Here is an 18,384-nt window from a genome sequence, read left to right as displayed (position 1 = left end):
ACTTCCATGTTGACACTCACCGGCGTTGGTAAACGTTACCCTACCGGGGATCGAGCGCTGACGGATATTGAACTCACGCTGCCCAAAGGCCAAGTGATGGCGCTGATTGGCCCATCTGGCGCGGGTAAAAGCACACTGATTCGCTGTGTGAACCGGCTGGTTGAGCCTACTCAGGGCAGCATTCGCCTGGACGGCACGGAGCTGACGAAGCTCTCGGGACATAAGCTGCGTCATGCCCGCCGCTCCATGGGCATGATTTTTCAAGAGTATGCGTTAGTAGACCGCCTAACCGTGATGGAGAACGTGCTTTCAGGTCAGCTCGGTTACGTGGGCTTTTGGCGCAGCTTCCTGCGCCGCTACCCGCAGGAGGCCGTGGTCGAAGCCTTCCGTCTATTGGAGCGAGTGGGGCTGCCGCATGCCATCGATAAACGTGCCGATGCCCTGTCTGGCGGCCAACGCCAGCGGGTGGGTATCGCCAGGGCGCTACTGCAAAGCCCTAAGCTGTTGCTGGTTGACGAGCCTACTGCCAGCCTTGACCCGAAAACTTCGCGTCAAATCATGCGTTTGATTCGTGAGCTATGCGCAGAGCGCGAACTGGCGGCGATCATCAATATTCACGATGTAGCGCTGGCCCAGCAGTTTGCTGACCGCATTGTCGGCCTGCGGGCGGGTGAAATCGTCTTTGATGGCCTTCCCAGCGAACTCACCAGCGAGATCCTCACCACGATTTACGGTGAAGAGGACTGGGACACCACGCCTGAACCAATGGACGATGCAGTCAGCGGCGATGAGGCGACTAACACTGCTCCGATTAATCCTCCCTACGCGCGGGTAATGTCGTCAATCGAAGCGGGGGCAGCACGATGAGCGAGCATGCACGCCAGCAGGCGGCGCAGCGCGGTCAGTGGAGGCGACTACCGCTAATTGAAAGTCCCCGCTTGCGCTGGGGGCTCGCCATCGGTGCAGTGGTGTATCTGTTTTTAGCGCTTACCTCGGTTGAGGTGAACTGGGCGCGGGTGGCGGAAGGCGCGGGCCGGGCGGTTAATTTTTTAGGCGCCTTTATGCAGCCTGACTTTGTCAGCCGCTACGACGATATCGTCGCGGGCTTGCTGGAAAGTTTGACCATGACGCTCACCTCCACGGTATTGGGTGTGCTGCTGGCGATACCCGTGGGCTTAGGGGCAGCGCGTAATATTTCACCACTGCCGATCTACTTTGTGTGTCGCGCGATTATCGCCGTTTCGCGCACATTCCAGGAGATCATCATCGCCATTCTGTTTGTGGTGATGTTCGGCTTCGGGCCGTTTGCGGGCATGATTACTCTGGCCTTCGCGACGATTGGCTTTATGGCCAAGCTGCTGGCGGAAGATATTGAAGACTTGGATTGGCGGCAGGTAGAAGCGGTGCGCGCCACGGGCGCCAGTTGGTGGCAGACCATGAATCACGCCGTGCAGCCCCAGGTAATGCCGCGTTTGATCGGGCTTTCCATGTACCGTTTGGATATCAACTTCCGTGAGTCCTCGGTGATTGGCATTGTCGGTGCAGGCGGTATTGGCGCCACGCTGAATACCTCGCTGAGCCGCTATGAGTACGACACCTCTGCGGCGATTCTGCTGATTATCATCGCCATTGTGCTGCTGTGCGAGTACAGCTCAAGCCATGTCCGCCGCTGGACTCAGTAAACGCCGATTCAGTAACTGCTAGATCAGTAACTTATGGATCAGTAATTTCTGGCCCCTTAATTTGTCGAGAGTTTAAATGCCTGTTTCCACTACACCCCAGGGTCAGCCGGTTTGGCGGCGGCGCACTACCCGCGCTCAATGGTTGCAGTACCTGGCTTGGCTGGCGGGTGTCAGCCTATTTCTGCTCTGCTGGAAGTTGATTTCCGACAACACCATGTGGGTGTTTGTGGAAGATGCCGGCCGCCAGGGCGCCGATCTAATCAGCCGTATGACCCCACCCAAGTGGGGTTACGCCAATGTGCTCTGGAAGCCCATGTGGGACACCATCAATATCGCCACTTTGGGCACCGCGTTAGGGATTATGATGGCGTTTCCGGTGGCATTTTTAGCCGCCCGTAACACTACGCCGCATCCGCTGGTGCGCAGTTTGGCGCTGATGGTGATCGTTTCATCGCGCTCCATTAACTCGCTGATTTGGGCAATGCTGCTGGTCACCATTCTTGGCCCCGGCGTGCTGGCGGGGATTATTGCCATTGCCCTGCGCTCCATCGGCTTTGTGGGCAAGCTGCTTTACGAAGCGATTGAAGAGATCCATCCCACGCCCGTTGAGGCGATTAGTGCAACCGGGGCGAGCCGACTGCAGGTGATGAACTACGGTGTACTGCCCCAGGTGATGCCCGCATTCGCGGGGATTAGCGTTTACCGCTGGGACATTAATATTCGTGAGTCGACAGTGTTGGGCTTGGTCGGGGCAGGTGGTATTGGTCTGCAGTTGAATGCCTCGATCAATAGCCTCGCCTGGGATCAAGTTAGCGTCATTTTTATTATGATTTTCGCCACCGTGCTGGTGTCGGAGTGGATCTCTGCCCGCGTGCGTCACGCGATTATCTAATCATCGGTTTCCTAATCTGCAAACTGCCTAGATCGGCGAGGTTACCCCTATGCGCTTTCCTGAAGCCGAACAAACGACGATAGATTTACTGCGCCACGGTGAGCCGGTGGGCGGGCGTATGCTCCGCGGCTCCACCGACCATCCGCTGAGTGAAACCGGCTGGCAGCAGGTGACCGATGCAGTGATGCGGAATACGGTCGATGGACATTTGCCCTACGATGCGATCGTGACCTCGCCGTTAACGCGCTGCCGCGAATTTGCCCTATGGCTGGGCGAGGAGTTTGATCTGCCCGTTCAGGTGGAGGACGATTTCGCCGAGCTGCATTTGGGGCAGTGGGAGGGCAAAACCCACGCCCAGGTGTTTGCCGAAGAGGGCACCGAGCGAATGAGTGCGTTTTGGTTCGATCCTGCCACGGTGTCTCCCCCTGGCGGCGAAACCCTGCAAGCCTTTGATGCGCGATTGGCCGAGGCCTGGCAGCTGCTGCTGAGTAATCCACCTGGTAAACATGTGCTGGTAGTGGCGCATCTATTTGTCTGCAATGGCCTGCTGCGCCAGGTGATCGAGCAGCCGCTTTCGCGGGTACTGGTAATGGATTTACCCTACGCAGCAATGAGCCGGGTGCGGCATGAGCGCCATGCGCTTGGTGAAACCAGTTTTGTCGAGTGGATTGGCCGCTAACTATTGGCGGCTAGGCATGCTTTGCGCCATCATGAAGGCACGTTGATTTATTGGAGCGGCTGCCCATGCTATTGGCTTTCCTGTGGTCTCTACCATGCAGGTTGGCACCTTCTGGAAGGTGGCTGCTTACCTGCCTGTTACTACTGGTGCTAGCGGGTTGTGCCAGCCGCGATCTTACCCCCATTGAGGCACCTCCTAACCGCGCAGAACTCTCTATGGAGCGTGCGCTGATTCTCTCCCATGCTCAGCAGGCCATTGGCACACCGTATCGTTTTGGGGGAAATACGCCTGATGGTCTGGACTGCTCTGGCTTAGTGGAAATGACCTACCGGGCCGCGGGTATTCGTGTTCCGCGTTCCGCCGATGAGCAGTTTCGCGCCTTGCCACAGGTGAAAACCCCACGCCCTGGTGATCTGCTTTTCTTTGGCGACCGACGCAAAGCTACTCACGTAGGAATTTATCGTGGCAACGGCCAAATGATTCATGCGCCTGGCAAGGGTCGTGCAGTAGTCAGCGTGCCGTTAGAGATCGATTACTGGCAGGCGCGCTTTTTGGGTGCCGCCAGTCCAGCGCCTTAAGGAGCGCTCAACTCAGCCGGTTGTTAGGCCTGAAAATCCGTCAGGCTTTATGACTTGAATCAATATAGAGTTCCCCAAACGCCCTATACTCGCGCCGCTTGTCGTTATTTCATCCACTAAAATTAATCGTATTTCACTAAACGGCAAAGTGCGGCAGACTTAGCTAAACGCGTCAGTTGATGCGGACAATAATAATCGAGCACGCCGCTTACCTCCCCAACGACGCTATCTGTTTGAGGCTAAGCTATGAAAACTATCGTTAACCGCATGTCGATGCGGTTTAAATTTGCCTGTGTATTGCTGCTTCCCTTGCTTGCCCTGGCTTGGTTTGCTGCGCAAGGCATTATGGAACGGCGCGCGACAGTGCAGGAGTTTGGTCGAGTTCACGCCTTGACCCAACTGGCCCAGCGTGCCGGTGATGCCGTGCACCAAATGCAACTTGAACGGGGGATGACCGCTGGTTTTCTGGGCAGCGAAGGTGAAACCTTTGGCAACCGGCTAAATGAACAGCGGCCTAATACAGATGCCGCCGCTGAAGCTTTTCAAGCCCAGCGCGATGAATTGGATCAAGCGCTGTTAACCCCTGCTGTAACGCAACAGCTCAACGAGATTGACGCGCAGTGGCAGCGCCAGACGCAGCTACGTCAGCGAGTCGATAACCTCGACGTTACTATGGGCGATGCGTTAAGCCATTACACTGGCATCAACGGCCAACTAATGGCCTTTGTCGGAACGTTGTCGCATCTGACCAGCGAAGGGGACATTGCGCGCCAGCTAAACGCCTACGAACAGCTGCTGGAAGCCAAAGATTTGGCCGGGATTGAGCGTGCGCTGTTATCTAATGCCTTCGCAGCAGACGGTATGCCAACTGCTATGCTGCAGCGTTTTTTGACGTTGATCGGCAAAGAGCAGGCATACTTAGATAGCTTCCGCAGTTTGGCCAGTGATGATAGCCGCGCGCAACTCGATCAAGCTTTAAGCGGGCCAGAAATTGCACGCCTGCTGGAGCGCCGCGAACTGGCCATTAGCCAAGCTGCAGTAGGCGGCTATGGCGTTGATCCAGAGCAATGGTTCGAATGGCAGACGGTAAAAATTGGCCGTTTGAAAGCGTTGGAGGATCGTATCGCAAGCGCTGTAGTGAGCGAGACCATGGTGCTGCGCAAGGCCGCGCAACAGGCGCTTTGGCAGTACGCGGGGATTGCGCTAGCAGCCAGTTTGATTGCGATTATCGCTGCCGTGCTGATGGTGCGTGCGATTACTCAACCGCTTAACCAAGCGCTGGCAAGTATCGCTAACCGAGGTAACGATTTAACGCAACGTCTGGCCGTGCCTGGTAGCGATGAGCTTTCACAACTATATCAGGCGTTTAATGAATCTTCGGAGGTCACCGAAGCATTGGTGGCAGATGTGAAGCGTAATGCGCAGTCGGTGGCCGTGGCCAGTAATCAGATGGCGCAGGGTAATCAAGACCTTGCACAACGCACCGAAGAGCAGTCGGCCTCGCTGGTGCAAACCGCATCGAGTATGGAGCAAATCACCGCGACGGTGCGCCAGAGTTCTGAAAGCGCACAGCAAGCTCAGCAAATGATGGACGATGTGGCTCACCAGGCTCAAGAAGCTACCCAAGTGGCGTCGCAAGCTCAGCAGGCTATGCAGCATATCCTGCAGGCCAACGAGCAGGTGACTAGCATTGTGGCGACCATCGACAACATTGCCTTCCAAACCAATTTACTGGCGCTTAACGCTTCGGTTGAAGCGGCAAGAGCCGGTGAACATGGGCGTGGTTTTGCGGTGGTGGCCGATGAAGTGCGCAAATTGGCTAGCCGCAGCGCCCAGGAAGCCAGCCAGATTCGTCAATTGATCGATAATAACGCGGCCAGAATCTCTGACGGAGAAAACCTGGTCACCTCCACCAATAAGACCTTGGCGCGAATTGCCCAGAGCGTCGGGCAGATGGCGAGTTTGATGGGGGAAATGACGATAGCTACCCATGAACAGTCGGCTGGAATTGAGCAAATTAACCGTGCCATGGCCCAGTTAGAGGAGGTCACCCAGCAAAATGCCGCCTTGGTTGAAGAAATGGCGGCAGCGAGTCGCTCCCTTGATGATCAGGCGGATGATATGTCCAGCAAAGTGAGCGATTACCAAGTACGCGATACGGCGTTGGCCCACCAGCGTTTAGCCCTCTCACCCGCGTAGCTTACCTGCCGTTATATTGAGTAAGCTCTTTAACTAATTACCTCGTCAGTCGATAAGGTACTTTGCAGTGCAAAGTACCTTCGCCGTCATAGGGTGTTATTATGCCTAGCAGCACTACTGTCTTCATAATATCGATTTTATTTACCTAATAACGGCTCTATATAACAACGAACCTATATAGCGACGGCTCTATAAAAACGACTAGGAGAGCAAAGACATATGTATGAATCCTTGAATTTATCGAAGGAACAGTCTTTGTCTCAACAGCACTCCCAGCCATCACCTTCACTGCCCCGCTCGAACGCGATGCCAACGACATCCGTAAGCCATGCGGCATCACCCGCTGAATCGGTATTTAGTTACGCCAATGAAGCGATCATTATTACCGATGCGGAAAATCGGGTGGTGGAGGTGAACCCCGCCTTTTGTGAATTAACGGGGATTAAGCAGGGCGATGTACAGGGCAAAACACCAGAAGCGTTCAGCATTTTACCGCTGGACGATAGCCGCACCACGCGGTTGATGCGTGAAGAGCTGCAGTTGCGTGACCGTAGCAAAAGCCAAGTGAGCTACCGTAGTCACGATGGCCAGTTTTATCCCGGCATGATGTCGATCAATCGTGTACGCAATGAACTCGGCGAGATTGATCACCATGTGATTGTTCTCGCAGATCTTTCGGCCATTCCGGCCCATGCCCGCCACCTTAATCGAGAAGTCTACTTTGATGCCCTCACGGGGCTACCCAATCTGCAATTGCTGACGCAATTGATTCAAGAGTCCATGCAGCATGCAGAAGCCAAGCAGCTCCCCTTGGCGGTGTGTTCGCTGGATATTGATTTCTTCAAAAATATTAATGATCGGCTGGGCTCCACCGTGGGCGATGTGCTGCTGTCTTCTTTTTCACAGCGCATCAGCCATCTGTTGTTTGGCGATGACGTGCTGGCGCGGGTGGGTGGCGATGAGTTTGTGCTGTTACTGCACCACGGTGTCGACGATGACTTTTTCGAGAAGTTGCTGGGCTCCATTCGCCAGCCGATGATGATTGAGGGCCAGAGTGTTCATCTGACGGCAAGCCTGGGAGTCACGCTCTACCCTAATGACCGCGTTCAGGGTGATGTGCTGCTGCGACATGCCAACCAGGCCATGTATCGTGCCAAACAGCGTGGCCGCGACACGTTCCACCTGTTTGACCCTAACCATGACCGCTTGCTGCAGGTGCGCCATGAGCAGCGTCAGCGTTTTATTGATGCCCTCACTAACAATGAACTGTGCCTTTACTATCAGCCCCAGGTCGACATGCGCAGTGGCAAAGTAGTCGGTCTAGAGGCGCTGATTCGTTGGCAGCACCCTGAAGAGGGGCTGCTGGCGCCTGTACAGTTTTTACCCATCATCGATACCACTCCGTTGGAGGTGGATCTTGGTGAGTGGGTCATTGAACGAGCGCTGCGTCAGTTGAGTGAGTGGCAAGTTCAGGGCATCGCGTTGCCGATCAATGTGAATATAAGCCCTACGCATCTGTTAGTGAGTGATTTTAGCCAGCGGCTTGGCGAGCTATTGGCGCGCTACCCCGATGTACCGCCCGCAATGCTCAAACTCGAAGTGCTGGAAAGCGCGGCAATGCACGATATCCAGGCCGCACTGCAAAATATGGCGCGCTGCCAGTCACTGGGTGTGAGTTTTGCTATTGATGACTTTGGCACCGGGTTTTCGTCGTTAACCCATCTGCGGCAGTTGCCGGTCAGCCTGATCAAAATTGATCAGAGCTTTGTCCGCGATATGCTAACCGATCAGGACGATATGGCGATTGTGGAAAGCGTCATTTACATGGCTAATCGCTTTAAGCGGCCCATGCTGGCAGAGGGGGTAGAAACCTTAGACCATGCTAAAGCTTTGATGGCGCTGGGCTGCGATTTAGCCCAAGGCTATGGTATTGCGCGACCGATGCCCGCCGAGGCATTACCTACCTGGTTGGAAATTTGGCCTGGCCGTGAAGAGTGGGGCTCCCTTGCGCTAGCGGACAATTAAGCGGCTTGTTCCTCTGAAGGCTGCTCGTTAGCGGCTGATTCATCAGCAGAAGAAGTTGCCGCGGCACCGTTGCTGCGGGCTTGCTCCATTTCACTGAGCTGCATGGACGCTTCGAGCTTGGCTTCCAACAGGTACTGACGCGCTTGGGCGGCCACTTGGTAATCTGTCGGGGAAGGATCCGCAGGCGCCATGGCCGCGGCGATCACGGTCTGCATTTTTTCGATAGTGGCTTGGGGGTCATTGGGCACCGGGCCATAATCGATCGGTACCTCCCCTGCGACCGCGTAACGTTTGCCATCGGGACCAACTTCATACTCGTAGCTGGCGCCGCCCGCATAGGCACCGCCTACTGTTTGGTGCGCCATCTCGTGCTGGCGAACTTCGCGGTCGGTCTGCTTAAGTTGGTCTAGTAGCTGAATCTCTTCCGGCGCCATGGGCGTACCGTCAGCCCGTTTGGGGCCAGCCTCGGCGCCACTACTCTCTTCACTAGTGCTAGTCGTTTTAGGGGCGTCGGTAGACGCCGTATCTTCTTCAAAAGCACGACCTTTAGCGGCTTGCTCAACGCGCGGGGACATTGTATTCGCTGAAGGATACGTCCAGGCAGCGTGGGAAACAGTGCTAATGGAAGAAACGGCCATAGGTCATTACCGACTAAGTACGAGTTGGGATACCATGAAGTATTAGCGAGCAACGTCGACAGCGCAAGTTTGCGCTGTGCGATGCCAACACTTTTCTGACACGATGCCAGCCTATGACAAGTCTATCCCAGCCCTATGCAAACGATTGATGTGGTCATTAATCTTAATTATGATGAATGTCTAGCCCATTACGAGGGGCGTATTGCCAACGTGAGAACCCGCAGCGTAGATGGTCGTTGGGTGATATTTCCAGCCGAAGCAATTCGGCGGGTGGTGGGCCGGGACGGTGTGCGCGGTATTTATCGATTAAGTTTTTCTGAGCAGGGCCGATTTATTAGCATTGACCCCTTAACCGGACGTTGAACTGCCTATGCACCGCCATGGAACACCGATCACTTTAAATGACCTCATTTATTCCATTATTCCCAATTTAAACAGTGCTGAAAAGTTAGTTTTCGCTACGTTAGAAAGCTTGATCGAAGCCGCTTCAAATCCTTTGGACATCCTTAAGCGTACCGATCAGCGCAAAGCGTTTGGTCTGGAAGTGCATCGTATACGCATCAATCTGGAGCACCTGCTCGACCGTTACCGCACCGAGTTAGAGGCCGTGCTCCGTAGCGAAGGTGAGTATATCGGCCCGGTAGTCGAGCCCGACGCCCAAGAGGCCGATGCCATTCTCAGCGCTGTGGATATCTATGTTCATGTATGCGCCTTTCAACGCGGCGAGCGTCCCCACCCTGTGCCTGGGCGCGAATCCATGTCGCGCCAACGGGTATAGCGCAACATTCATCACATGGCATCAACATTGCTTGTATAATGTGGCAATTGGACTTTCAGGGTTATCCCCTTGAAAGCAAACAGCCTGCCTATCCGGCGCTGGCTGTAGACACATTAGGAGATATACCATGTCTGCCTCACCCGTCACGTTGATGGTGGCTCGTCGTGTTGAGCACGGCCGCTACGCCGATTTTAATCGATGGCTTAATGAAGGGCGCGAACTGGCGGCCGACTTTGCTGGCTACCTCGGTTCTGGCGTACTAGCGCCACCGGCTGATGACGATGAATACCAGATTATATTCCGCTTTAGCAGCAGCGAGACCTTAGCCGCCTGGGAGCACTCCGCCTCACGGCATGCGTGGTTGGCGCGCGGTAAAGGCTTATATGAGGCGCCCCATGAGCACCGGGCCACCGGGTTGGATGCGTGGTTTCAAACCGGCAGCAGCGCACCGCCGCGCTGGAAGCAGGCCGTGGCTGTCTGGCTGGCTTTCTTTCCTATCTCGCTGATCTTTCAATTTGTATTCGGTGGCGTATTAGCCGATTGGGCGTTACTGCCGCGGGTGGTGGTGAGCACCCTAATGCTGACGCCAGTGATGGTCTTTGTGTTTATTCCTCTCTCTATGCGTTTACTAGCGCCCTGGCTGCAAGGTAAATGGTCACCGCTGGATCTGCTGGCGCGTTGGCGCCATGCGCACCGTTTATAACGCACCTAATTAATAAGCATTAATTTTGACGCTGTGTTGATACTAATGCTCCTATGCTGATGGGCTTTATGGTACTAAGCTAAATGTGCCATTAGAAAAGGAATACGTGTCGCCAGTGCAATGCTGGCGCGCAACTCAGCCCCACGGAGTGTTTATGATCCACGTTCACCATCTGGAAAAGTCTCGTTCGCATCGCATCCTATGGCTACTTGAAGCCCTTGAACTGGACTACGAGTTGGTGGTTTACCAACGCGATGGCAAAACCCAGCAAGCGCCAAATTCGCTGAAAAAAATTCACCCGCTAGGTAGATCTCCGGTGATTACCGATGGCGATTTTACCGTGGCCGAATCAGGCGCCATCATTGATTATCTCGTTCAGCGCTATGGGCAGGGGCGTTGTCAGCCTCCCGTCGATGATATGAATGCGTGGGTGGATTACCGCTATTGGTTGCACTATGCCGAAGGGTCATTAATGCCGCTGCTGGTGATGCAGCTTGTGTTTAGTCAAATTCCCAAACAGTCGCCTTGGCTGGTTAAACCACTGGCTAAGGGAATTAGCGATACGGTAAGCAAGCGCTTCTTAGTGCCGCAGCTTAAACAGCACCTCAACTTCATAAACCAGCACCTGTTGGCGCAGGGTAATTTTGCCGGGCCGTGGCCCAGCGGTGCTGATATTCAAATGAGTTTCCCGTTACAGGCCGTGGCCGCCGTTCAGTCGTTGGAGAAGTATCCTGCCATCGCGGCGTTTGTGTCACGTATTGAAAAAGACGCTGCCTGGCAGCGAGTGGTCGAGCGGGCGGGCCCGTTGACCATGCCTGGCCAGTGAACAGCCACTATGTACTATTTTGCCTCGTCTGCAGCTCTTCCGGAGGAGCTTCTGCGCAGCATTGACAGCTACTTGGGGCGATGGGGTATCGCCTTGCTGCTTGTGTTCCTTCTTTTGGCGCTGCTGGGCAACCTGTTGCTCAAGCGGCGCATGCAGCATAACCGGGCGTTACTGCAATCCAATCAAGAGATGCTGGCGACCATTCTGGATAGCGTCGATGCCTTTATCTATATCAAATCCCCGAGCTTGGAGTATCAATACGTTAATCGTCGCATTAGCGATCTATTTGGCCTGCCACCCGACAAAATTATCGGTAAGCGCGATGAGACGTTTTTTGATGCCAGGAGCGCTGCGGAAATCAACCAGGTTGATCGCAACGTATTAGATTCGGGAAAAAAAGTAACGGTAGAAGAGAGCAACGTTTTGCTGAGCGAAAGCCGGGTAAGAACGTTCTTATCGATTAAAATGCCGCTTTCCATGTCCCCTGGCGCACCTCCTTCTCTGTGCGGTATTTCGACCGAACTGACTGACTACCTCGAAATGCAGTCACGCACTCACTACTTAGCCTTCTATGACTCGCTAACCGGGCTGCCCAATCGGCGGCTACTGATGGACTCCTTAACGGCTACCATTGATCATGATGAGTGGGCCACATCCTTCAGTGCGGTGCTGGTGATTGACCTGGATAATTTTCGCTTAGTGAATGATATTCAGGGCCATGAGAGTGGTGACCAGCTTTTGGTCAGCGTGGCCGAACAGCTACGCCAGCGGCTTGACGAAGAGGTAACGCTAGCCCGCTTCAGTAGCGATGAGTTTGTAGTGCTGACCAAGAACCTGGGCGAGGAGCAAAAAGACGCCGCACTAAAAGCCGAGCGTGTGGGGCGGCAACTGCTGGAAGTCATTGCGCAATTAAGAAGCAGCCACTCGTTACCGATTAGTGCCAGCATTGGTATTTCGCTGTTTACAGGAACTGGCGAGCACAGCATGGATAGCGTGCTGCAACAGGCAGATATGGCGTTGCAGCAGGCGAAAAGCGCGGGCGGCAATACGCTGCGCTTTTTTAACAGCGAAATGCAGACCAGCGTATTGGAACGGGCTAGTTTAGAAGCCGATTTGCATCAGGCGCTCAAGCGCAACGAGCTGGCGCTGCATTATCAGGTGCAGGTGGATCATCAGGGCGTGACTACCGGCGTTGAGGCGTTACTGCGGTGGTACCATCCTCAGCGTGGCTGGGTATCCCCCGCGACGTTTATTCCGCTTGCGGAAGAGAATCGGCTGATTGTGCCGATCGGTTATTGGGTGCTGCGGTCAGCTTGCGAGCAGCTAGCGAAATGGTCCCATCAACCGGCCTATGCGCCGTTAAGTATTTCCGTCAACGTGAGTTCAGTGCAGTTTCAGCAGCCAGAGTTCGTACGTGATGTTGAGGAGCTATTAGCAGAAACCCTGGCGCCGCCGAACCGCTTGGTGCTCGAAGTCACCGAGAGCCTGTTAATGCACGAGCCGGTGAGAGTGCGCAGCACGATGTTGAAACTGCGTGCTAGGGGGATTCGCTTTGCGTTGGATGACTTTGGTACCGGTTACTCATCGCTGAGTTACCTGAAGCGCTTACCGCTGGATGAGTTGAAAATTGACCAATCGTTTATTCACGAACTGCTGACCGATAAGACAGACGCAGCGATTGTGGATACCACGATTCTACTCGCGGTAAGTTTAGGTTTAACCGTGGTAGCGGAAGGAGTGGAGAAAAAAGAGCAGCTCGATTGGCTAAGAGGCCACGGCTGTTACCGCTACCAGGGCTACCTATTTGGCCGCCCTACACCCATTGAGTATCTTTTCGAAAGCTATTAAACGGCTATATCAAAACCCCTTTCCAGCACGCTGGAAAGGGGTAAAGAGATAAAAGGAAAAGCAATAGTGCTATCTATTTCGCTTTTGATCGGGCTTAGCTGAAAAGCGCAAAGCTCTCAGCGTTGAGCCACATATGCACCAGAATACTGGCGATGTAGCCGAGCAGAATAACCGGCGACCAGCGCAGGTGGCCCATAAAGGTATAGGAACCCCTTGCCTGACCCATGACCGCCACACCTGCTGCGGAACCAATCGATAGCAAGCTGCCACCAACGCCAGCGGTTAAGGTAATCAGCAGCCATTGGCCGTGGGACATATCGGGCTCCATGGTCAACACCGCAAACATCACCGGAATGTTGTCCACCACGGCCGAAACAATGCCTAATACAATGTTCGCCGCAGTAGCATTCCAACCGGTATACAGCGCTTCTGACAGCAAGCCGAGATAGCCCATAAAACCCAGCCCACCAACGCACATAACGACGCCGTAGAAGAACAGCAATGTATCCCACTCGGCCCGCGCTACGCGGTTGAAGACGTCAAACGGCACCACGCTACCCAATTGCTCAAGCTTCTTGTTGTCACCGCGGCGGCTATAGCGCTCGCGTTTACGTTCCAAAGAGCGGGGCAGGCTGCGACGCAGGTAGTAACCGAAGAACTGCAAATAACCCAGGCCGGTCATCATGCCTAACACTGGGGGGAGGTGGAGTACTACGTGACATAACACGGCGGTCACGATCGTCAGTAAAAACAGCAATACAATGCGCCGGGCGCCACGCTTCATCCACACATCTTCATAAACGCTTTCGGGCTTCTCATCCTTGATAAACAGACTCATGATAGAGGCAGGAATCAGGAAGTTGACCAGGGCGGGGAAGAACAGAATAAAGAACTCCTGGAACTCCACCATGCCCGCTTGCCATACCATTAGAGTGGTGATGTCGCCAAAGGGACTAAACGCGCCCCCCGCGTTGGCGGCCACCACGATATTGATACAGGCCAGGTTAATATAGCGTTGGTTGCCTTCGGCCACCTTGGTCACCACCGCGCACATCAAGAGTGCGGTGGTAAGGTTGTCGGCGATGGGGGATAACACAAAGGCGAGACCGCCGGTCAGCCAAAAAAGGGTTCTGTAGTTAAAGCCCTTACGCAGCATCCAGGAACGCAGGGCATCGAAGACCCGGCGCTCTTCCATGGCATTGATATAGGTCATGGCCACCAGCAAGAACAGCATCAGCTCGGTGAACTCCAAAAGCGTGACGCGGAAAGCGTACTCAGACGCGTCCGACATGCCGTTTTGGACATACACCCAGCCGATGAGGCTCCAGATGATACCGGCCGCCACTAACACCGGTTTAGACTTGCGCATATGGATCTTTTCTTCCGCCATGACTAACGCATACGCCAGGACGAAAATCGCAACAGCGAAAAAGCCAACGGTAGAGGTGGTTAGATCTAATTCACCGGTCACTGCAAATGCACTGGGACTGACGCCTAATAGTAAGGCCGCTAACAAAAAAAGCCAGCGACGATATAATCGAGGCTGGCAAGAGGGTTGGCACAACGTAGGCATGTGACGTTCTTCCTCATGGTTAAGTTGTCAGGAGTGGTATAAAAGCGGCCTCATTTTATCAGTCTATATTGCGCCGCAATACCTTATTAAAACGAACGAAAGTAGTTCTTCTTAAGGTAATAGCATATTTTTTTAGGAAATTAATCTTTTAGGTAATGGTAAATTTCTTAGTGTTCGTGTCTTAGTATTCGTTTTATAAAAAGTTAAAAGTAGCTTAAGCATTATACTATCGCCGAATAGCAATGTTCATTAAGATTCAGAATCTATATGTTATTACGCTAATATTAGCTCTCCCCAAAGAAGCTTTGCGTCTGGGTCCGTGAGGGTGGAAGAGCTGGCAGCGTAGAGTGCGCGGCTAAGCGCAGGCATACTATGTTGTGTGGTGCGTCACGCTCCCAGGTTGGTCACATAACCACTGGGTAAGATAAAAACGAGGCCGATTAAATGCGGCCATTGGACACGTTAAGGAATATAACGATGCGCAATCATTTTCGCTCCCTACGCCGCACGCTTGGCCTTTCGGCTGCTACGCTAGCGCTGGCAAGCACTGCTTTTTCGGCTCACGCTGAAACCCGTGTGACCTATAAGTCGGCGTCAGCGGGCACCGCCTATTATCAGATGGGCGTAGAACTCTCAGAAGCGATTCGCCAGGGAACCGATGACGCAATCATCCTTACCCTGGAAGAGAGCCAGGGTTCGGTACAGAACGTGATGGAAGTCATGGCTCGCCAGGGCAACTATGTATTTACCACGCCGCCCGCGTTAGTCGATCAGGCCATGGGTGGGGAGGGGGCCTTTGCCGAGCGTCAGAATCCGCGTTTTCAAGAGATCCGGGGGTTGTTTCCGATCCCCTCTATCACCATGCACTTTGTATTAGCGGGTGATGAAGGTGTGGCCGATATTTCCACGCTGGAAGGCAAGCACCTGTTGATTGGTCGAGGCACCTTTGGCGCCCGTGAAGCGGCTCGTTACCTGGAACTGTTTGGCCTGGAAGAGAGCGTGAAAATTGCCGATGCGGCGATTGGCAGCGGCCCCGATGCGCTTAAAAACGGCCAGATTGATGGTTTTGTGACCGCCAGCTCCTTTCCCTCACCCAATGTGATTGAGACAGCCGCCAGCATGCCGGTGACCTTGGTTAGCCTAACTGACCAACAAATCGAGCAAACGGGAGCGCCACGTCAAACGATCCCCGGCGGCACTTATCCCGGCGTGGATAAAGACGTTGAAACCACATCGCTACCGGTGATCGCCTACACCACAACGTACATGGACGATGATACCGCCTACACGCTGACCAAAACGTTTTGGGAGCGCCGCGACGCCATGGCCGAAGAGGCGGCGTGGTGGAGCAGTATTAACCCTGATATGTTGGAAAACATGACCGGCACGCTTCACCCAGGCGCGCTCCGCTACTACGAGGAAGCGGGTATCGAAGTACCTGACGCGCTGCGCTAGTCGTTTTCTCCCATTATCCATCTTCTTGCTGCCACGGTGTTTGCGCTGTGGCAGTCCTGTATTGATGCAGTATTAATAGGCAGTGTGGCATGCGTGTTTTTACCTCTTTGCAAGCATCGACCTCTGAGAATGATCGCTCAGGAGCGTCTGCCTGGATGGCGTTAGGCGCGGTCAGTGTAATGTTCCATCTTGGTTTGATTTTTTATGGTTTAACGCCTGCATTGGTCAGTCGGCCGCTGCATATGTCGCTGCTGTTGCCATGGGTGTTGATTTATATGGCCAATACGCCAGCGCAACGAGTCAGCGGCTGGCTGCTGACGGTATTGGGTGTTGCCGCATGTAGCTATATTGCGTTTAACGAAGCTGCGCTAGCCAACCAGTATGGCTTTATTGATACCCACCTACAGATGGGGATTGGCCTGTTTTTGATTGCTCTAGCGCTTGAGGCGGCGCGCCGAGCCATAGGTTGGCCCTTGCCGTTGGTTGCCTTGCTGGCGTTGATGTATGGCGCGTTTGGCCAATATATTCCAGGCGCTTTTGGTCACCCTGGGCTGCCGCTGGCCAGTATGGTGGGAACACTCACGATTGCCGAAGGCGGATTATGGGGTTCGCTGACAGGTGTAAGCGTCAGCGTGGTGGCGATTTTTGTGATTTTCGGCGCGGTGCTCAATGCGGGAGAGGCGGGCCAGGGCTTTATGAATCTGGCCAGTGCGGTGGCGGGGCGGCTCACCGGTGGGGCCGCTAAAGTGGCGGTGATTTCGTCGGCGCTGATGGGCTCTATCTCCGGCTCGGCGTCTGCCAACGTCGCTTCCACTGGGGCAATTACCATTCCCTCCATGGTGCGTCTGCGTTACCCGCGCTCGCTGGCGGGTGCGGTGGAAGCCGTTGCCTCCTCCGGCGGGCAAATTATGCCGCCGCTGATGGGCGCAGGGGCATTCGTGATGGTAGAGCTGACGGGCACGCCCTATACCCAGATCATGGCCGCGGCGATGCTTCCAGCGGTGCTGTACTTTTTGACGGTCTGGGTGGGTATTAATGCTTATGCGACCCGCCATGATCTAAAGCCCGTGGCCGAAAGCGAGCGACCCAACGCGAAAGAGGTGCTGATTACTTCGCTGTTTTTTGCCATCCCCTTCGTGCTGCTGTTAGAACGCATCTTTAACGGCGGTTTTACCCCCCAGTACGCCGCCAGTGTTGCGATTTTCGCGGGCATTGCGCTGCTTTTCTTTAACGTGACGTTGCGCTTTTCGCTCCCCGGCTTTGCCACCCGTTTAGCCAACGCAGTGGTCACCGCTGGACGCCAGATTGCCGTCATTGGTTCCATTATTCTATGTGCCTCGCTGGTGGTCGGCGTGCTGTCGTTGACAGGATTGGGCGTCAAGATCACTTCGGGCATTCTATCGCTCTCCAACGACATGCTCTGGCCAGCCTTGCTACTGACGGCGCTCGCCTGCTTGATTTTAGGCATGGAGGTGCCCACCACCGCCGCCTATGTGATTTGTGTCTCTGTCGCCGGGCCTGCCCTGACCTCGCTAGGTTTGGAACCGCTGTTGGCGCACCTTTTTGTCTTTTGGTACGCGCTGCTATCGACGATTACGCCGCCGGTGTGTGGCGGCGTGTTCATTGCTGCGGGCATGGTGGGGGAGAACTGGCTAAAAGTCGCATTCAAAGCCATGGCGTTAGGAATAGGGCTTTATATTATTCCTCTAGCCATGGTGGCCAACCCAGAGATGATCCAAATGGCCTTCAATCCTTCCGGCGCCTTGTTGTATGCGCTAAAAGTGGCGATTGGTTTAGGGGCGATCTCTTACGGGGTGATTGCGCGAAAAGCACTGTGGCAGCGGAGCGCGTTGGCCGTGGGAGGGGTGACCCTGATTTTTGTTGTTTAGCTCGGTTGTTTAAACGTCAGCGTCTAACCGTAGCGGTGAAGAGGCTGCTAGTGGAGTGGTGGCAAACATTACCCAGGTATCCAGCGCAGGCCCCAGTGACTGCACCAAACGTAGTTGCTCGGGGGCTTGGCCTAGCACCTCTTCAGCGCAAATGCCCGCCGCAAAACGTCCCGCAAGAAGCCCTTCTGCCACCGCCACTGTGGTGGGGGCGTCTATGATCTCTGTATAAGCCGTTAAGTCGGTGTAGTAGCGGGTCGCTGGTTGTAGCGCTACTTGGGTAGGGCGAACAGAGCCGCGCTGGGCAATCAGCGCCAGCGGCTTGCTGCCCGCTATAAAGGTGTCTACGGGATAGACTCGATGCATATAGCGGCCAACGCAGTCACTATGCGTTGCATGGGCGGTGCACTGTAGAACGTGGCTCACATGACCCGCGAGGAGCGCCTGAAAGGCCGCTTCAAACTGGCTAAAGAGAGTCACGCTGCCTTCGCCTGAGCAACGCATTCTGAGATAGCGCTTGGCAATCAGTTCATGGTTATTGCCACTAGGCCCCAAGGTTGCAATGTGCACGGTGACGTTTCTCCACGATAAACAATCAAGTCATTGAGCCAAAAACGATGGG

17 protein-coding genes are annotated in these 18,384 nt (G+C 54.5%); 14 read left to right on the top strand and 3 right to left on the bottom strand.

Going from position 1 to position 18,384, the window contains the following annotated elements; genetic code table 11:
* The first annotated feature begins 6 nt into the window (after positions 1-6).
* The 7 genes from phnC (at position 7) to HZU72_RS02405 (ending at position 8,055) form a co-directional block, all read left to right on the top strand.
* Positions 7-867 (top strand): phosphonate ABC transporter ATP-binding protein, encoded by an 861-nt coding sequence (phnC, locus tag HZU72_RS02435; RefSeq protein WP_180090277.1) that lies wholly within the window; start codon positions 7-9, stop codon positions 865-867.
* Positions 864-1,682 (top strand): phosphonate ABC transporter, permease protein PhnE, encoded by an 819-nt coding sequence (phnE, locus tag HZU72_RS02430; protein WP_180090275.1) that lies wholly within the window; start codon positions 864-866, stop codon positions 1,680-1,682. Before phnC ends, phnE (HZU72_RS02430) begins: the two co-directional genes overlap by 4 nt.
* 76 nt (positions 1,683-1,758) lie before the next feature.
* On the top strand, positions 1,759-2,574 hold the full coding sequence (phnE, locus tag HZU72_RS02425) for a phosphonate ABC transporter, permease protein PhnE (protein WP_180090273.1): 816 nt from the start codon (positions 1,759-1,761) through the stop codon (positions 2,572-2,574).
* A 49-nt stretch (positions 2,575-2,623) separates the two neighbouring features.
* Entirely contained in the window at positions 2,624-3,253 is a 630-nt protein-coding gene (locus tag HZU72_RS02420; protein ID WP_180090270.1) for a histidine phosphatase family protein, read from the top strand.
* 65 nt (positions 3,254-3,318) lie between these two features.
* Positions 3,319-3,831 carry a C40 family peptidase gene (locus tag HZU72_RS02415; RefSeq protein WP_180090268.1) on the top strand — a complete coding sequence of 171 codons (513 nt, stop codon included), beginning with the start codon at positions 3,319-3,321 and terminating at the stop codon, positions 3,829-3,831.
* A gap of 246 nt (positions 3,832-4,077) precedes the next feature.
* A complete protein-coding gene (locus HZU72_RS02410) occupies positions 4,078-6,030 on the top strand; it encodes a methyl-accepting chemotaxis protein (RefSeq protein WP_180090267.1) in 1,953 nt (650 codons plus the stop codon).
* Between the two features lie 219 nt (positions 6,031-6,249).
* The gene (locus HZU72_RS02405) at positions 6,250-8,055 is read left to right on the top strand and encodes a putative bifunctional diguanylate cyclase/phosphodiesterase (RefSeq protein ID WP_180090265.1); all 1,806 of its coding nucleotides are present in this window, start codon (positions 6,250-6,252) and stop codon (positions 8,053-8,055) included.
* On the opposite strand, the gene HZU72_RS02400 is transcribed toward HZU72_RS02405, so the two are convergent.
* Positions 8,052-8,693 carry a putative metalloprotease CJM1_0395 family protein gene (locus tag HZU72_RS02400; protein WP_180090263.1) on the bottom strand — a complete coding sequence of 214 codons (642 nt, stop codon included), beginning with the start codon at positions 8,691-8,693 and terminating at the stop codon, positions 8,052-8,054. The two genes, HZU72_RS02405 and HZU72_RS02400, sit on opposite strands and share 4 nt — an antisense overlap.
* Positions 8,694-8,828: 135 nt before the next feature.
* Here HZU72_RS02400 and HZU72_RS02395 point away from each other — a divergent pair, with 135 nt between their 5' ends.
* The 5 genes from HZU72_RS02395 to HZU72_RS02375 all read left to right on the top strand — a co-directional run bounded on the left by HZU72_RS02395 (position 8,829) and on the right by HZU72_RS02375 (position 12,848).
* Positions 8,829-9,056 carry a DUF2835 family protein gene (locus tag HZU72_RS02395; protein WP_022520746.1) on the top strand — a complete coding sequence of 76 codons (228 nt, stop codon included), beginning with the start codon at positions 8,829-8,831 and terminating at the stop codon, positions 9,054-9,056.
* Positions 9,057-9,063: 7 nt separating this feature from the next.
* Positions 9,064-9,471 (top strand): hypothetical protein, encoded by a 408-nt coding sequence (locus HZU72_RS02390; RefSeq protein ID WP_180090261.1) that lies wholly within the window; start codon positions 9,064-9,066, stop codon positions 9,469-9,471.
* A gap of 127 nt (positions 9,472-9,598) precedes the next feature.
* Positions 9,599-10,174 carry an antibiotic biosynthesis monooxygenase gene (locus HZU72_RS02385; protein ID WP_180090259.1) on the top strand — a complete coding sequence of 192 codons (576 nt, stop codon included), beginning with the start codon at positions 9,599-9,601 and terminating at the stop codon, positions 10,172-10,174.
* Between the two features lie 154 nt (positions 10,175-10,328).
* The gene (locus tag HZU72_RS02380) at positions 10,329-11,000 is read left to right on the top strand and encodes a glutathione S-transferase (protein WP_180090257.1); all 672 of its coding nucleotides are present in this window, start codon (positions 10,329-10,331) and stop codon (positions 10,998-11,000) included.
* A 9-nt stretch (positions 11,001-11,009) separates the two neighbouring features.
* Complete coding sequence (locus HZU72_RS02375) at positions 11,010-12,848, top strand: putative bifunctional diguanylate cyclase/phosphodiesterase (protein WP_180090255.1); 1,839 nt, start codon at positions 11,010-11,012, stop codon at positions 12,846-12,848.
* Positions 12,849-12,942: 94 nt separating this feature from the next.
* Here HZU72_RS02375 and nhaD read toward each other — a convergent pair whose 3' ends face one another.
* Positions 12,943-14,421, bottom strand: coding sequence for a sodium:proton antiporter NhaD (gene nhaD, locus HZU72_RS02370; protein WP_180090253.1), 1,479 nt, complete (start codon positions 14,419-14,421; stop codon positions 12,943-12,945).
* Between the two features lie 477 nt (positions 14,422-14,898).
* Between nhaD and HZU72_RS02365 the strand changes: the two genes are divergently transcribed.
* Together HZU72_RS02365 and HZU72_RS02360 are read left to right on the top strand one after the other, a co-directional pair.
* Positions 14,899-15,876 carry a TAXI family TRAP transporter solute-binding subunit gene (locus tag HZU72_RS02365; protein ID WP_180090251.1) on the top strand — a complete coding sequence of 326 codons (978 nt, stop codon included), beginning with the start codon at positions 14,899-14,901 and terminating at the stop codon, positions 15,874-15,876.
* A gap of 89 nt (positions 15,877-15,965) precedes the next feature.
* Complete coding sequence (locus HZU72_RS02360; protein ID WP_180090249.1) at positions 15,966-17,765, top strand: TRAP transporter permease; 1,800 nt, start codon at positions 15,966-15,968, stop codon at positions 17,763-17,765.
* Positions 17,766-17,774: 9 nt separating this feature from the next.
* On the opposite strand, the gene HZU72_RS02355 is transcribed toward HZU72_RS02360, so the two are convergent.
* Positions 17,775-18,332, bottom strand: a complete 558-nt coding sequence (locus tag HZU72_RS02355; protein WP_180090247.1) for a hypothetical protein — start codon at positions 18,330-18,332, stop codon at positions 17,775-17,777.
* Positions 18,333-18,384: the final 52 nt, after the last annotated feature.

This window comes from Vreelandella sedimenti, from assembly GCF_013416325.1.
Lineage (GTDB): Bacteria > Pseudomonadota > Gammaproteobacteria > Pseudomonadales > Halomonadaceae > Vreelandella > Vreelandella sedimenti.
Note: the sequence above shows the minus strand (reverse complement) of the source record. Positions and strands in the feature narration are given on the sequence as shown.

Coding starts and splice junctions, on each gene's coding strand:
- phnC (WP_180090277.1), top strand. CDS start 7: ATGTTGACACTCACCGGCGTTGGTAAACGTTACCCTACCGGGGATCGA.
- phnE (WP_180090275.1), top strand. CDS start 864: ATGAGCGAGCATGCACGCCAGCAGGCGGCGCAGCGCGGTCAGTGGAGG.
- phnE (WP_180090273.1), top strand. CDS start 1,759: ATGCCTGTTTCCACTACACCCCAGGGTCAGCCGGTTTGGCGGCGGCGC.
- HZU72_RS02420 (WP_180090270.1), top strand. CDS start 2,624: ATGCGCTTTCCTGAAGCCGAACAAACGACGATAGATTTACTGCGCCAC.
- HZU72_RS02415 (WP_180090268.1), top strand. CDS start 3,319: ATGCTATTGGCTTTCCTGTGGTCTCTACCATGCAGGTTGGCACCTTCT.
- HZU72_RS02410 (WP_180090267.1), top strand. CDS start 4,078: ATGAAAACTATCGTTAACCGCATGTCGATGCGGTTTAAATTTGCCTGT.
- HZU72_RS02405 (WP_180090265.1), top strand. CDS start 6,250: ATGTATGAATCCTTGAATTTATCGAAGGAACAGTCTTTGTCTCAACAG.
- HZU72_RS02400 (WP_180090263.1), bottom strand. CDS start 8,693: ATGGCCGTTTCTTCCATTAGCACTGTTTCCCACGCTGCCTGGACGTAT.
- HZU72_RS02395 (WP_022520746.1), top strand. CDS start 8,829: ATGCAAACGATTGATGTGGTCATTAATCTTAATTATGATGAATGTCTA.
- HZU72_RS02390 (WP_180090261.1), top strand. CDS start 9,064: ATGCACCGCCATGGAACACCGATCACTTTAAATGACCTCATTTATTCC.
- HZU72_RS02385 (WP_180090259.1), top strand. CDS start 9,599: ATGTCTGCCTCACCCGTCACGTTGATGGTGGCTCGTCGTGTTGAGCAC.
- HZU72_RS02380 (WP_180090257.1), top strand. CDS start 10,329: ATGATCCACGTTCACCATCTGGAAAAGTCTCGTTCGCATCGCATCCTA.
- HZU72_RS02375 (WP_180090255.1), top strand. CDS start 11,010: ATGTACTATTTTGCCTCGTCTGCAGCTCTTCCGGAGGAGCTTCTGCGC.
- nhaD (WP_180090253.1), bottom strand. CDS start 14,421: ATGCCTACGTTGTGCCAACCCTCTTGCCAGCCTCGATTATATCGTCGC.
- HZU72_RS02365 (WP_180090251.1), top strand. CDS start 14,899: ATGCGCAATCATTTTCGCTCCCTACGCCGCACGCTTGGCCTTTCGGCT.
- HZU72_RS02360 (WP_180090249.1), top strand. CDS start 15,966: ATGCGTGTTTTTACCTCTTTGCAAGCATCGACCTCTGAGAATGATCGC.